The 13,902-nt window shown below is 66.9% G+C and carries 13 protein-coding genes; 1 reads left to right on the forward strand and 12 read right to left on the reverse strand.

From position 1 onward, the window contains the following. Positions 1-223: 223 nt before the first annotated feature. Genes der through ACTXG5_RS20445 form a run of 6 tightly spaced genes read right to left on the reverse strand, consistent with a single transcriptional unit; the run spans position 224 to position 5,467 of the window. On the reverse strand, positions 224-1,624 hold the full coding sequence (gene der, locus ACTXG5_RS20420) for a ribosome biogenesis GTPase Der (RefSeq protein ID WP_445160518.1): 1,401 nt from the start codon (positions 1,622-1,624) through the stop codon (positions 224-226). Next, positions 1,621-2,307 carry a (d)CMP kinase gene (gene cmk / locus ACTXG5_RS20425; protein ID WP_445160519.1) on the reverse strand — a complete coding sequence of 229 codons (687 nt, stop codon included), beginning with the start codon at positions 2,305-2,307 and terminating at the stop codon, positions 1,621-1,623. Before cmk ends, der begins: the two co-directional genes overlap by 4 nt. Beyond that, the gene (locus tag ACTXG5_RS20430) at positions 2,304-3,065 is read right to left on the reverse strand and encodes a pseudouridine synthase (RefSeq protein WP_445160520.1); all 762 of its coding nucleotides are present in this window, start codon (positions 3,063-3,065) and stop codon (positions 2,304-2,306) included. The genes cmk and ACTXG5_RS20430 overlap by 4 nt, the downstream gene beginning before the upstream one ends. Further along, complete coding sequence (gene scpB, locus ACTXG5_RS20435; protein WP_445160521.1) at positions 3,065-3,748, reverse strand: SMC-Scp complex subunit ScpB; 684 nt, start codon at positions 3,746-3,748, stop codon at positions 3,065-3,067. The genes ACTXG5_RS20430 and scpB overlap by 1 nt, the downstream gene beginning before the upstream one ends. A gap of 34 nt (positions 3,749-3,782) precedes the next feature. Continuing rightward, positions 3,783-4,604 (reverse strand): segregation/condensation protein A, encoded by an 822-nt coding sequence (locus ACTXG5_RS20440; RefSeq protein WP_445160522.1) that lies wholly within the window; start codon positions 4,602-4,604, stop codon positions 3,783-3,785. Beyond that, positions 4,601-5,467, reverse strand: coding sequence for a ParA family protein (locus ACTXG5_RS20445; protein ID WP_445160523.1), 867 nt, complete (start codon positions 5,465-5,467; stop codon positions 4,601-4,603). The genes ACTXG5_RS20440 and ACTXG5_RS20445 overlap by 4 nt, the downstream gene beginning before the upstream one ends. Before the next feature lie 193 nt (positions 5,468-5,660). Between ACTXG5_RS20445 and ACTXG5_RS20450 the strand changes: the two genes are divergently transcribed. Next, positions 5,661-6,413, forward strand: coding sequence for an O-methyltransferase (locus ACTXG5_RS20450; protein ID WP_445160524.1), 753 nt, complete (start codon positions 5,661-5,663; stop codon positions 6,411-6,413). 9 nt (positions 6,414-6,422) lie between these two features. On the opposite strand, the gene xerD is transcribed toward ACTXG5_RS20450, so the two are convergent. The 6 genes from xerD to recN all read right to left on the reverse strand — a co-directional run bounded on the left by xerD (position 6,423) and on the right by recN (position 13,891). Continuing rightward, a complete protein-coding gene (gene xerD, locus ACTXG5_RS20455; RefSeq protein WP_445160525.1) occupies positions 6,423-7,364 on the reverse strand; it encodes a site-specific tyrosine recombinase XerD in 942 nt (313 codons plus the stop codon). Further along, positions 7,361-7,984 (reverse strand): NUDIX domain-containing protein, encoded by a 624-nt coding sequence (locus tag ACTXG5_RS20460; protein WP_445160526.1) that lies wholly within the window; start codon positions 7,982-7,984, stop codon positions 7,361-7,363. Before ACTXG5_RS20460 ends, xerD begins: the two co-directional genes overlap by 4 nt. After that, complete coding sequence (locus ACTXG5_RS20465) at positions 7,977-9,728, reverse strand: CTP synthase (RefSeq protein ID WP_445160527.1); 1,752 nt, start codon at positions 9,726-9,728, stop codon at positions 7,977-7,979. The genes ACTXG5_RS20460 and ACTXG5_RS20465 overlap by 8 nt, the downstream gene beginning before the upstream one ends. A 138-nt stretch (positions 9,729-9,866) precedes the next feature. Beyond that, the gene (locus ACTXG5_RS20470; RefSeq protein WP_445160528.1) at positions 9,867-10,811 is read right to left on the reverse strand and encodes a copper transporter; all 945 of its coding nucleotides are present in this window, start codon (positions 10,809-10,811) and stop codon (positions 9,867-9,869) included. Positions 10,812-10,839: 28 nt separating this feature from the next. Next, positions 10,840-12,021 carry a putative cytokinetic ring protein SteA gene (gene steA / locus ACTXG5_RS20475; RefSeq protein WP_445160529.1) on the reverse strand — a complete coding sequence of 394 codons (1,182 nt, stop codon included), beginning with the start codon at positions 12,019-12,021 and terminating at the stop codon, positions 10,840-10,842. Between the two features lie 124 nt (positions 12,022-12,145). Beyond that, positions 12,146-13,891, reverse strand: coding sequence for a DNA repair protein RecN (gene recN / locus ACTXG5_RS20480; protein ID WP_445160530.1), 1,746 nt, complete (start codon positions 13,889-13,891; stop codon positions 12,146-12,148). Positions 13,892-13,902: the final 11 nt, after the last annotated feature.

Raw genomic sequence — 13,902 nt, forward strand, 5'->3', positions numbered from 1 at the left:
ATCCCGTTATATAGGAGGCTATGGCGGATGCGCGGAGAATGTCAACGTGGGGCGTGCGCGCTGGGCGTTGAGAGTGTGTTCAGGGCGTTGAGCGTGCACGCAGGGCGGGAAAACCGCGGGATCTCCGCCCACGCCGCACACGCAGAGCCGTGGACGCACACTCGACGTCGAGCTGGGTGGAGCAGCGAGTGGCGGGCGGGGAAGTTGAAGGGGGCGCTAGAAGTCAGCGCCGCTTCGGCCCGCGCTTTTCGCGCATCCGCACGTTAATCCGGATCGGGCTGCCGTCGAATCCGAACGTCTCGCGCAGCCGCCGCTCCAGGAAGCGCCGGTAGCCGGCCTCGAGAAAACCGGTAGTGAACAGCACGAACGTCGGCGGCCGGGCGGTGGCCTGGGTGGCGAACAGAATGCGTGGCTGCTTACCACCGCGCACCGGCGGCGGCGTGGCCGCGACGATCTCCTTGACCCAGGTGTTCAACGGGCCGGTCGGAATCCGGGCGTCCCACGACGCCAGCGCGGTCTCCATCGCCGGCACCAACTTCTGCACCGCCCGCCCCGTCTTGGCGGAGATGTTGACTCGTTCCGCCCACTGCAGCTGCACCAGCTCGCGGTCGATCTCGCGGTCCAGCAAGTCGCGGCGGTCCTCGTCGACCAGATCCCACTTGTTGAAGGCCAGCACCAGCGCACGCCCGGCCTCGATGACCATGGCCAGCACCCGCTGGTCCTGCTCGGTCAGCGGCTGCGACGCGTCGATCAGCACGATCACCACCTCGGCGGAATCGATGGCCGAGTGGGTGCGCACCGAGGCGTAGAACTCGTGACCGCTGGCCTGCCCGACCTTGCGGCGCAAGCCCGCGGTGTCGACGAAACGCCAAACCTTGCCGCCCAATTCGATGAGCGAGTCCACCGGGTCCACCGTGGTTCCAGCCACGTCGTGCACGACGGAACGCAGGTCGCCGGCCAGCTTGTTGAGCAATGAACTCTTGCCCACGTTGGGCTTGCCGACCAGGGCCACCCGACGGGGACCGCCGGCCACCGGCACCGCTTCGGACACCTCGGGCAACGCGGCCAGCACCTCGTCGAGCAGATCGGCCACGCCGCGGCCGTGTATCGCGCTGACCGCATGCGGCTCACCGAGTCCCAGCGACCACAGTGCCGCCGCGTCCGATTCAACCTTGTCGCTATCAACCTTGTTGGCGGCCAGGAAAACTGGTTTGCCGGAGCGCAGCAGAATGCGGGCGGCGGCCTCGTCGGCGGTGGTGGCCCCGACGGTGGCGTCGACGACCAGGACGACCGCGTCGGCGGTACGCATCGCCACCGATGCCTGCTCGGCCACCAGCTGCTGCAGGCCCTTGGCGTCGGGCTCCCATCCCCCGGTGTCCTGAACGACGAACCGGCGTCCGGTCCACAGCGCGTCGTAGAAGACCCGGTCGCGGGTCACCCCGGGAACGTCCTGCACCACCGCTTCGCGTCGCCCCAGGATCCGGTTGACCAGTGTCGACTTGCCGACGTTGGGCCGGCCGACAATCGCCACCACCGGCGCGGGACCGGGCTCGTCGACGTCCACCGAGTCGGAAGCGATGTGCTCCCAATCGCTTTCGTCGGACCAGGTACCGTCCTCAGTCACCGCACTGCCTCGCTTCGCTGTTTGACCAACTCCAGCAGGTGATCGATCACCTGCGCCTCGGTCATGTCGCTGGTGTCGACGGTCACCGCGTCCGATGCCGGCCGCAGCGGCGACAGCGCCCGGGTGGAATCCAGGTGGTCGCGGCGGCGCACGTCGGCCAGCACTCCGTCGTAGTCGCCGGTCAGGCCCGCGGCGACGTTCTGGTCGTTGCGGCGCCGGGCGCGGGTTTCGGCCGACGCGGTCAAGAAGATCTTCACCGGTGCGTCGGGCAACACCACGGTCCCGATGTCACGGCCCTCGACAACGATATTGCCCGGCCCTTGCGCCATTTCACGCTGTAGTGCGACAAGCCGGGTGCGCACGGCGGCAACCGAAGATACCGCCGACACCGCACCGGTGACCTGGTCGCCGCGGATCTCGGCCGAGACATCCTCTCCAGCAAGGAAATAGCGGTCACCGCCGGGGTGGTAATCCACCGACATCTGCACCGTCTCGGCGATGCGAGCGACCGCTTCCGCGTGGGTCGGGTCGATACCGGCGCGCAAGACCGCCAGCGTCACCGTCCGGTACATGCCCCCGGTGTCCAGGTAGCGCGCTTCCAGCGCTTGTGCCAATTTCTTTGATACCGAGGACTTCCCGGTTCCGGCGGGGCCGTCGATCGTCACAACAACGCCAGCGCTCACAGACCCACCGCTTTGTACAGTTGCCCGATCTCGTCATGGCGCAACGCCCGGATGGTGCCCGGCCGCTGTTCGCCCAGCGATACCGCACCGATGTCGGTGCGTACCAGCGCCTCAACGGGGAAGCCGACCGCTTCCAGGATTCGGCGCACAATCCGATTGCGGCCTTCATGTAACGTCAAGCGCACCAACGTCTTACCGGGTATGGCGTCCACCAACGCGAAACCGTCTACGTGCACCGGGCCGTCTTCCAACTCGATACCCGCCCGCAGTTTCTTGCCCACCCCGTGCGGCACCTTTCCGCTGACCGTCGCCAGATACGTCTTGGGCACCTCGTGGGAGGGGTGCATCAGCCGGTGTGCCAGCTCGCCGTCGTTGGTCAGCAGGATCAAACCTTCGGTGTCGGCGTCCAGCCTCCCGACATGAAATAGGTTCTTGTTGCCGCGCACTTTTCGCTCGATCAGATCCCCGATGCAGGGCCGCCCGCGATCGTCGGACATGGTCGAGTGCATCCCCCGCGGCTTGTTCAGCGCCAAATACACCAGCGATTCGTCGACAACGATCCTGGCGCCGTCCACGCGGATTACCGAGGCGCCGGGGTCAACCCGGGTGCCCAACTCGGTCACCACTCGCCCGTCCACCTCGATGCGGCCGTCGAGGATCAACTTCTCTGCGGCCCGGCGCGACGCAACTCCGGCCTGGGACAACACTTTTTGCAAGCGGACGCCCGGGGTCTCCCCGGGATCGTGGGTATCGGCCATCAATCCTGGTCCACATCGAAGGACAGCGACTGTTCGGGCCCCTGGCCGCCCGAAAGCTTGATGAATCGTGGCTCGCTGTCCAGGGATTCGGTCAGGTCCTCGATCGAGTCCACGTCGGGAAGCAGCGGCGCGATATCGGGAAGATCGGTCAGCGACGTCAACCCCAAGCGCTCCAAAAACATCTCCGTGGTGCCGAAGGCGACGGCGCCGCTGTCCTCGTCGACGCCGGCCTCGGTGATCAGGCCGCGCGCCAGCAGGGTGCGGATGACGGCATCCACGTTGACGCCGCGCACCGCGCTCACCCGCGCACGGGTGACCGGCTGGCGGTAGGCCACCACGGCCAGGGTCTCCAGTGCGGCCCGGGTGAGTTTGGATCGGGCGCCGTCCAGCAGCAGCTTCTCCACATACGGCGCGAACCGGGCGCGGGTGTACATCCGCCATCCGTCACCGGTTTTCCGCAAGTCGATGCCGCTGCCGCGTTCGGCGAGTTCCTCGGACATCACCTGCAGCTTGGCGGCGATCCGGTAAACGGGCTGCTGTGTGGCCGTGGCCAGCGCCTCGTCGGTGACCGGGGTGTCGACCACCAGCAACAGCGCCTCCAGCACGGAGCCGAGTTCCTCGGCGTCCAGCGGCGCGACCTCGGCGATTTCGATGCCCAGGTCGACGTCCGGCGATTCGGTCATGGTTGGTCTCGCACTTCCCGCGCTACTCAGGCCTTCACTCGGCTTCCACCAGGGCTTCGGTGGTCGGACGCTCCCCGGTCCACGAAATTTGGAGCACGCCAAGCGGCTCTGACTGGTCGAATGCTACCGCCCGGGACCGATACAGATCGAGCAGCGCCAGGAAGCGTCCGACGATCTCCATCGGGATCTCGCAGTCGGCGACCAGCTCGGAGAACGTGGCCCATTGGCCGCTGCCCCGTGCTTCCAGCATCCCCAGCAGTTTCTGAGCCTGCTCCGGAACCGAGACGTTGAGGTCGTGCAGGTGGCCGAGGGCCACCGTCGGCACCGGCCGCGGCGTGAAAGCGATCGCGGCGATCTGGGCGAAGCGCTCGGCGTCGACACCGATCATCACTTCGGGGAGCAGTTCGGTGAACGGGTCCTCGAGCGACACCGCGCGGGGGTAGCTGCGCAATGCGGTGGCTTCGAGCTCGGCGAACATCTCCGCGACGTGCTTGTACGCGCGGTACTGCAGGAGCCGGGCGAACAGCAGGTCGCGCACCTCCAGCAGCGCCAGGTCTTCGTTGTCGTCGACCTGGCCGGCGGGCAACAGCCGGGCAGCCTTGAGATCCAGCAGGGTCGCGGCGACCACCAGGAACGCGGTGGTCTCCTCCAGATCCAGCAGGCGGCCGATCTCGCGGGTATAGGCGATGAAGTCATCGGTGACCTGGTGCAGCGCCACCTCGGTCACGTCGAGACGGTGCGCAAAGATCAGCTGCAACAGCAGGTCGAACGGCCCCTCGAAATTGGTTAGGCGGACTTGAAAACCACCCGAGGAGCCGTTCTGCTGTGGCGCCTCACCATTCGTTGTGTCGTTCACGCGCCGAATCGGTCGATGAACTCGCGGGCCAGGGCTCGATAGGCGATCGCGCCCGTCGACTTCGGCGCCCAGGTGGTGATGGGTTCGCCCGCCACGCTGGTCTCCGGGAAACGCACGGTGCGGGTGATCACGGTGTCGAACACCAGGTCACCGAACCGCTCCACGACGCGGGCCATCACCTCGCGGGCGTTGACGGTGCGCGGGTCGTACCGCGTCAGCAGGATGCCGCTGATTTCCAGCTTCGGGTTGAGCCGGTCGCGCACCTTGTCGACGGTGTCGGTGAGCAGCGCCAGGCCCCGCAATGAGAAGTACTCGCATTCGGTGGGGATGACCACGCCGTCGGCGCAGGCCAGTCCGTTGACGGTGAGCAGACCCAGCGACGGCTGGCAGTCGATCAGGACATAGTCGTAGCGGTCCAGCACCGGATGCAGCGCCCGGCCCAGGGTCTGTTCCCGGCCCACCTCGTTGACCAGCTGAATCTCGGCCGCTGACAGGTCGATATTGCTGGGCACCAGGTCCAGATACTTCTGCCGGGTGGACATCAACACGTCCTCGATCGAGATCCGCGGCTCCACCAGCACGTTGTGAATGGTCTGTTCCAGCTCGTAGTGCGGGACGCCGAGGCCCGCGGACAACGCGCCCTGCGGATCCATATCCACCAGCAGCACCCGCCTGCCGTACTCGGCGAGCGCGGCGCCCAAGTTGATCGTCGACGTGGTTTTCCCGACACCACCCTTCTGGTTGCACATCGCCACAACCTTGGCCGGGCCGTGTGCAGTGCGCGGCTGCGGCTCCGGGATCGCCCGGGGCGGGCGCCCAGTAAGGCCGATCTCGACGGCGCCGCCCGGGTGCTCGGTAGTCATGCCCGGGGTGTTCGGGAGGTGAACATCGATCGAAAGTGTAGCCGGTTCGCGTCCGTAAACCGGGCGACCCGCAGGCAAGATAACCAGGTAATACGTGCGGAGAGCGCTGGTAGCCCCCGCGGAAGCGCTAAGAGTTAACTTCAGTCACACCAGCAACATTCGACCCACGCTGACGGGACTATCGTGGGTGCCTATGGACCTCAAGCGACGCATACCGCTGCTGCGGTGGTCGGTCTGGCGGATGGCCGCCGGAAATCGCAACATCACCAGGACGGGCCAGATCGGCGACGGACGCGAAGCGGCCGCGGTCGAGTACGTCCTGCAGCACGCCCGGGCCGGCGACATCGACGACGTCTTGGCCACCATCGACAAGTTCGCCTACGAGAAGTCGATGCTGATCAATGTCGGCGACGAAAAGGGGCTGCTGCTCGACGCGGCCGTTCAGCGCGCCAATCCCGCGGTCGCGCTGGAGCTGGGTACCTACTGCGGCTACGGCGCGCTGCGGATCGCCAGGGCGGCCCCGAACGCCAAGGTGTATTCCGTCGAACTCGCCGAGGCCAACGCCGCCAACGCCCGGCAGATCTGGGCGCATGCCGGTGTCGCTGACCGCGTGACGTGCGTCGTCGGCACCATCAGCGACGGCGGGCGCACGCTCGACACGCTCGCCTCTGCGCACGGATTTACCTCTGGCGCACTCGATTTCGTCTTCCTTGACCACGACAAGGATGCCTACCTGGACGATTTGTTGAGCATCCTCGACCGGGGCTGGCTGCATGCGGGCTCGATCGCGGTCGCCGACAACGTCCGGGTGCCGGGAGCACCGAAGTACCGCGAGTACATGCGCCAGCAGCAGGGCAAGAAGTGGAACACCGTCGAACACAAGGCACACCTCGAATACCAGACACTGGTGCCCGACCTGGTGCTGGAGTCCGACTACCTCGGCTGACCCGTCGCGCTACTGCGCGCGGGGGTGGGCACCGGCCCACACTTCGCGCAGCGCGTGCACGGTGACCAGCGTGTAGATCTGTGTGGTCGTCACCGAGGCATGGCCGAGCAACTCCTGCACGACGCGCACATCGGCCCCGCCCTCCAGTAGGTGGGTGGCAAACGAGTGCCGCAGCATGTGCGGCGACACCCCCGAGGAGATCTCGGCGCGCTCGGCGGCGTCCTGCAACACCTGCCATGCGCTTTGCCTCGACAGCTGTCCGCCGCGGGCGTTGAGGAAGATCGCCGCCGTTCCGCGGCCCCGGCGGGCCAGCTCCGGGCGTCCGCGCACCAAATAGGCGTCCAGCGCCTGCACCGCCGGACGTCCGATCGGGACGAGCCGCTGCTTGCCGCCCTTGCCACGCAGCAGTACCGACCTGGCCTGGGTATCGATGTCGTCGACATCGAGGCCGACGGCTTCGGAGATGCGTGATCCGGTGGAGTACAACAGTTCCAGCAGCGCCCGGTTGCGCAGCGTCAGCGGACCATCCGACGGGCTCTCCCCGCCCGCGCCTTCCAGCAGTGCCAGCACCTCGTCGATGGTCAGGCTTTTGGGGAGCCGGCGCCCCGGCGTCGGCGGCCGCACCGCGCGCGCCACGTCCAATTCGGCCAGACCCTCGGCGGCGGCGAACCGGTGCAGCCCGCGCACCGCGATCAGTGCCCGCGCCGCCGAGACCGCCGACAAGCCCACGTTCCCCGAATCGGGATCGCCGCGCCGCAGTGCCACCAGGAACTCGCTGACGTCATGTTCACCAACCTTGGCCAGATCGTGAATCCCGCGGTCCGACAAGTGCTTCGAATAGCGACGCAGATCGCGCCGATAGGAGCTGAGCGTGTTGGCCGCTACACCCCGCTCGATGGTCAGGTGGTCGAAATAGCCCTGCAGTTGTGTCTCGAGCGCCAGCGTCGTCATTGCGCGGCCTTGCGCGCGGCGAACGCCGACGGCTTGTCCTGCCACGGGCTGTCCACCGGGCGCGGCTGCGCAACTCCGTTGGCCACTGCATGCGCGGCCAGAATCCCCGCAACGGCAATCGAATTGAGCACGTCGCCACTGAAGACTAGGCGAACCGCCTCATCGATGGGCACCCAGCGCATCGTCATGTCGGCTTCTTCATCATGGGCCTCGGGACGACCCACCTCGTTCAGCCCGGTAGCCAGGTAAACGCGCACCGACTCGTCGCTGTAGCCAGGCGCGGTATCGAGATCGACGAGCACCTCCCAGGTGCCGGCTTGCAGGCCGACCTCCTCTTCGAGCTCCCGGGCAGCGGTGCGGTGCGCTGCCTCACCGCCGATGTCCAGCAGCCCCGCCGGCAGCTCCCACAGCCGCCGACCGAGCGCGTGGCGGTATTGGTAGACCAACGGGATCTTGGCGTCGTCATCTATTGCCACCACGGCCACCGCGCCGAAATGCTCAAGTACCTCCCGGGCGGCCAGGTTCCCGCCGGGCATCCGCACCTGATCGCGGCGCAATGCGAAAATCTTTCCGGTGTACAGCGTTTCGGATGACGCCGCCTCGAAGACGTGATCAGCCACGGGTGGCGTGTTCAGGTAACGACCGTTCGGCGCTGTCTCGATGCTGGTTGCCGTTGGACGAGTGCTCGGGCATTTCCACCGGAAGCAGTTCGCCCTCTTTGTAGTCGATGGCGGCGCCGACGAACGCCACGAACAGGGGGTGCGGCCGAGTGGGTCGGCTCTTCAGTTCGGGGTGGGCCTGGGTACCGACGATGAACGGGTGGATATTCGACGGGTATTCGACGAACTCCACCAGGTGGCCGTCGGGCGAGGTCCCGGAGAACCGCAGCCCGCTTTCGGCGATCCGGTCGCGGTAAGCGTTGTTGACCTCATAGCGGTGCCGGTGCCGTTCGGACACCTCGGTAGTCCCATATGCCTGGGCCACAATCGAATCCGGCTCGAGCACCGCGGGGTAGGCCCCCAACCGCATGGTGCCGCCGAGGTCGGCTTCGCCGGCGACGATGTGTTCCTGATCGGCCATGGTGGAGATGACGGGATCCGGTGTGGCCGGCTCGAATTCGGCCGAGTTGGCTTCGGTCAGACCGACCGAGCGCGCGGCTTCGATCACGATGCACTGCAGCCCCAGGCAGAGCCCCAGTACCGGCAACCCGCGGGCCCGGGCATGCTGGATGGCGCCGATCTTGCCCTCGATGCCACGGATGCCGAACCCGCCGGGGATCAGCACGCCGTGCACGTCGGCCAGGGCCGACGTGGCGCCGGCGGCGCTCTCGCAGTCGTCGGAGGGTACCCACACCATCTCTACCTTGGCGCGGTGTCGAAACCCGCCGGCGCGCAACGCCTCGGTCACCGAGAGGTAAGCATCGGACAGATCAACATACTTGCCCACCAACGCAATTCGCACGGTTTCCTGCGGCTCGTGAACCCTGCGCAACAGGTCGTCCCATTCGGTCCAGTCGACGTCGCGGAATGGCAGGTTGAGCCGGCGCACCACGTACGCGTCGAGCTCCTCGCGGTGCAGCACCTTGGGGATGTCATAGATCGACTTCGCGTCCGGGGTGGAGATGACGCCGTCGATCTCGACGTCACACATCAGCGCGATCTTGTTCTTCAGCGCTTCGGGGACTTCCCGGTCGCAGCGCAGGATCAGCGCATCCGGGGTGATACCGATGCTGCGCAGCGCCGCCACCGAGTGCTGGGTCGGTTTGGTCTTGAGTTCGCCGGACGGAGCCAGGTACGGCACCAGCGACACGTGCAGGAAGAAGACGTTCTCTCGGCCCAGGTCGTGCCGGACCTGGCGGGCCGCCTCGAGGAAGGGCTGCGATTCGATGTCGCCGACCGTCCCGCCGATCTCGGTGATGACGACGTCCGGGCGATGGCCGCCGGAGTCGGGTTGGGCCATCGCCCGGATGCGGCTCTTGATCTCGTCGGTGATGTGCGGGATCACCTGGACGGTGTCGCCGAGGTATTCGCCACGTCGCTCTTTGGCGATGACGGTTGAATACACCTGCCCGGTAGTGACATTCGCTGAGCCGGACAAGTCCCGATCGAGGAACCGCTCGTAGTGACCGACGTCGAGGTCGGTCTCGGCGCCGTCCTCGGTAACGAAGACCTCGCCGTGCTGGAACGGGTTCATCGTGCCGGGATCGACGTTCAGATAGGGATCGAGCTTCTGCATCGTGACATGCAAGCCACGCGCGGTCAGAAGCTGGCCGAGGCTACTGGCAGTGAGACCCTTGCCGAGCGAGGAGGCGACTCCACCGCTGACGAAGAGGTGCTTGGTGGTGGACTGCGGATGCCTACGCACTTAAGCGACCTCCGTGAAGACGGGCAGGGCGTCGTTATTGTCTAGCTTTGCTCAGCTGGGCCTGCCGACCCACGGAAATCAACCCTAACACCCGCGACCCCACGCCGCGGCTAACACGCCCGGCAACCAGACGACCGGCTACTGCGGCACGGTGATTGACGTGGCCCCGTGACCGGTGCCGTACTGCCCGACATGGCCGCCATTGAGCAGGTCATGCAGGCCAAGGATCGCGGTGATTCGCCCGGGTGCGGCGTCGACGTCATCGACGGTACTGATCGCGGAGTTCATGGCGGCATCGGCGCGGGCGACCGCGACCGCGGCACCACCGGTCGAAGATCCGTCGCGCCCGGCCAGCAGCGTGCCGGAGCCGTGTGGTGCCAGCGCGGCGGAGAAGCGGGCCACGCTGACCCCCTGGTTGCCGGCATCTTGGGGTAACGCGCCGCCGGTGACGATCAGGGCGGCGTTTGCCGCTCCCGGGTGATCGCTGGGCTGATAGGTGACGAATCCAGTGTCGCGCAGCGCCGCCAGCACGGTGTCCCGTTGACCGTCGTCGACGGGTGGGATCGCGGGGTTGGCGTTGATCAGCAGGGCGATGCCCAACAGGTCGCCGGCCTGCGATCCTTGGTCGACGAGTTTGGTGCTCAGCTGCTGGCCGGCGGGCAGCACGGACGAGTTCACCACGGTCCGCAATTTCTCTGCGGAGTTGGCGTCGACGAACTCTTGCGTCAGTGACACCGTTCCGGTGAGGGTCCCGCCGGCCTGGCCGACAAGTTTCGAGACCGCCGCGACGTCGTCGTCCTTTGCGTCCGGGGTGCGGAAGACGACGACCGATTTGCCACCCAGCGCGTCGTGCACGATCCGGCCGACCAGCTGGGTATCGAAATTGTTTGCCGCGCTCAGCTTTTCGTTCAGCACGTTCTTCTGGTCGTTGAGCCCGTTGATTTGCGTGTAGAGGTCGCGCTTCTCGTCACGCAGGCTGGACAGCAGGGTGTCGGACAAGAAGCCGGAGCCGAGCACCACGCCGAGGGCCAACGCGATAAAGACCGCGGCCAGCGAGAAGGCATGTTGGCGTAAAGAGATCATGAGCGCACGTCCTTAAGAACCGCGAATATTAGGCGATCAAGTGCTGGATCCAGAGGGTGAAGTGATTCCAGTAGTCGGTGGCCCAGTGCAGCACCACACCGTCGGTGCGCGACACCCACAGCGCGACGATGACGGCGATCAGCATCGTCAGCGCCAGCAGCGCGATGGCGCCGCCCGAGATGTGGTTGCGGTACAGGGTGGCGACCGCCTTGGCGTCGACCACCTTCTCCCCTACCCGGAGCCGGGTCAGGAACGTCGACGGGTTGCTCTGGGTGCGCGTCCGGTCGAAGAAGGTCTCGATGTTGGCGGTGTGACCGGCCGTCACGAGCAGCGCCGCGCCGTGATGGTCGGCCAGCAGCAGAGCCAGATCGACGGCCGAACCCGCGGCCGGGAATGTCATCGCCCCGACGCCGAGGTCCTGAATTCGTTCCAGGCCGGGCGCGTGACCGTCGGCGTCGGCCGGCAGCACCACGTGCGCGCCACACTTGAGGGCGTCGGTGCTGATCTGCTCGGGGTCGCCGACGATGAGCTGCGGACGGTAGCCGGCCTTACGCAGAGTGTCCGCGCCGCTGCCCACGCCGATGAGCACCGGCTGATACTCCTTCATGAACGGCTTGAGCGAGCGTAGATCGTCGGCGGCGCTGGGCTCGTCGGCGACGATCACCACATGCCGGCGGCGCATGTCGATGTCGACGTCGGGAATGCCGATGCCGTCGATCAACAGCGGGCTTTCACTTTTGATGAACTCAATTGTGTTGCCGGCGAACGCCTCCAGGTGGGCGGCCAGACCGCTCTTGGCCTCGCGCATCAGGTCGGCGATGTCATGGTCGGTGCGCTCGGTGCCGCGGATCAGCCGCCGTTCGCCTGCGTACACCCCGCCTTCATGCAGGCGAATCTTGGAGCCGTCCTTGATCTTCTTGAAGATGTCCGGCCCGGTCTCGTCGATCAGGGTCACACCGTTGTTGACCAAGACCTCCGGGCCCATGTTGGGATAGCGGCCGGAGACCGACGGCGAGGCGTTGACGACCGCGGCGATGTCGGCTTCCACCAGCGCCTCGGCGGTGATGCGATCGAGGTCCAAGACGTCGAGCACGACGATGTCACCGGGGCAGACTCTCCGCAGCAGGCGGTCGATGTTCCGGTCCACCCGAGCGGTGCCGGTCAAGCCCGGACGGGAAGCATTACGAGTAAGCAGCCCTGACATCTTCATGGGGGGATTCTGTCCGTCATGCGCGACTCGGGGGTGGAGGCGCGCCGTAACATCAGCCCCAGAAGTTATCTAGAGTCACATCTGTCACAGGCCGATTCCGATCTGGTCTCGAACGTCCCGACGGCTAGATCTCGTCGTTCTGGGCTCCGTCGAGCAGTTCCCGGGCGTGAGCGCGGCCGCTGTCGGATTCACCCAGCCCGGCCAGCATCCGGGCCAGCTCGGCGACCCGCTCGTCGTCCATCACGCGCCGCACCACACTGGTCCCCCGCGGCCCGGCCGCATGCACCACCAGGTGCACGTCGGCGTACGCCGCGACCTGTGGCAAGTGGGTGACCACGATGACCTGGTGGCTACGCGCCAACCGGGCCAACCGCCGCCCGATCTGGACGGCGGCGCGGCCGCCGACGCCGGCGTCGACCTCGTCGAAGACCATCGTGGTACCCGCCGCCGACGCGGCCAGCACCACCTCCAGAGCCAACATCACCCGGGACAGTTCGCCACCGGACGCGCTCTTGGCCAACGGCAGCACCGTCATGCCGCGGTGCGCAGCGAAGCCGAACTCGACCAGGTCGACGCCATCGCTGCCGGCCCGGGCCAGCTCACCGGAGGGCAGCGCGAGGGCAGCGGGATCATCCTTGTCCGCGGCGACATCGGTGCCCACCTCGATCGTGAATTCGGCATCAGCCATCGCGAGCCCGGATAGCTCCGCGGTCACCTCCTTCGCCAGCCGCTTCGCCGCCTTGCGACGACACTTGCTGAGATCGACTGCGGCTTCGGATAATTCACCTGCAAGCTGGTCAGCCCGGCGTTCCAGCGCCGCAAGCCCTTCCTCCGAGACGTCGAGCGCAGCGAGCCGGTTGCGCGATTCGGCGGCCCAGGCCAGCACCCCGTCGACATCCGCGGCGTACTTGCGGGTCAGCGTCCGCAGCTGGGCCTGCCGGGCCAGCTTGGACTCCAGTGCGCTGGCATCGACGGGCAACTCTTCCAGGTACCCGCCGAGTTCCTGGCCCGCATCGACGACCACGGTCAGCGCCTCGCCGATCTGCCCGGCCAACGCCTGCAGCTTGGCATCATCGGTGGATTCCAATGCGGCCCTTGCCCGCCCCAGGTTGTCGGCGGCGCTGCCGCCCGACACGTCGTCGGTCGACAGCGCTGCGCGGGCTGCGGCCGCGGCTTCGCGCAGCGTGTCCAGCTCGGAGAGCCGCACGATCTCGGCGACCAGAACATCGTCCTCACCGGGTTGCGGTTCCACGGCATCGATCTCGTCGAGCGCGAAGGTCAGCCGGTCGGCCTCCAAAGCCAGTTCCCGCATTCGGTTCCGGCGGTCGAAGAGGTCACGGCGCGCCGACACCCAGGCGTCGCGCAGTTTGCGGTAGCGCTCGAGCGCGGGGCCGGCCTTGGCGAACCGGTCCAGCGCACCGCGTTGCTCCTCGGGCCGCATGAGCCGCAGCTGATCGTTCTGCCCGTGCAGGGTCAGCAGCTCGGTCGTGAAGTCGCCCAACGATTTCGCGGGTACGCTGCGGCCGCCGAGATAAGCTCGGGACGGTCCGTCACGGCTGACCGAACGCAGCGCGATCACGCTGCCATCCTCGTCGCGCTCCCCGCCCGACGCGTCCAGCATCTCGTCCAACGCAGCGATAGCTGCATCGCCGAGATCTGTTGTGGTGAAACGACCTTCAACGACCGCACGCTCGGCGCCCGACCGCACCCGGTTGGCGTCGGCGCGGCCACCACCAAGCAGGTGCAGCCCCGTCACCACCATGGTCTTGCCGGTACCGGTCTCGCCGGTCAGCACCGTCAGGCCGCGGTCGAACTCCCCGACCGCAGCGCTGATCGCACCTAATGACTCGATGCGGATTTCAGTCAGCACCGCTGCAGCGC

Source organism: Mycobacterium sp. Dal123C01, assembly GCF_052566995.1.

Excerpts from the sequence above, each read along its gene's own strand:
- scpB (WP_445160521.1), bottom strand. The coding sequence starts at position 3,748 with ATGACCGAATCGCCGGACGTCGACCTGGGCATCGAAATCGCCGAGGTC.
- ACTXG5_RS20450 (WP_445160524.1), top strand. The coding sequence starts at position 5,661 with ATGGACCTCAAGCGACGCATACCGCTGCTGCGGTGGTCGGTCTGGCGG.
- ACTXG5_RS20445 (WP_445160523.1), bottom strand. The coding sequence starts at position 5,467 with ATGACTACCGAGCACCCGGGCGGCGCCGTCGAGATCGGCCTTACTGGG.
- ACTXG5_RS20470 (WP_445160528.1), bottom strand. The coding sequence starts at position 10,811 with ATGATCTCTTTACGCCAACATGCCTTCTCGCTGGCCGCGGTCTTTATC.
- steA (WP_445160529.1), bottom strand. The coding sequence starts at position 12,021 with ATGAAGATGTCAGGGCTGCTTACTCGTAATGCTTCCCGTCCGGGCTTG.
- ACTXG5_RS20430 (WP_445160520.1), bottom strand. The coding sequence starts at position 3,065 with ATGGCCGATACCCACGATCCCGGGGAGACCCCGGGCGTCCGCTTGCAA.
- xerD (WP_445160525.1), bottom strand. The coding sequence starts at position 7,364 with ATGACGACGCTGGCGCTCGAGACACAACTGCAGGGCTATTTCGACCAC.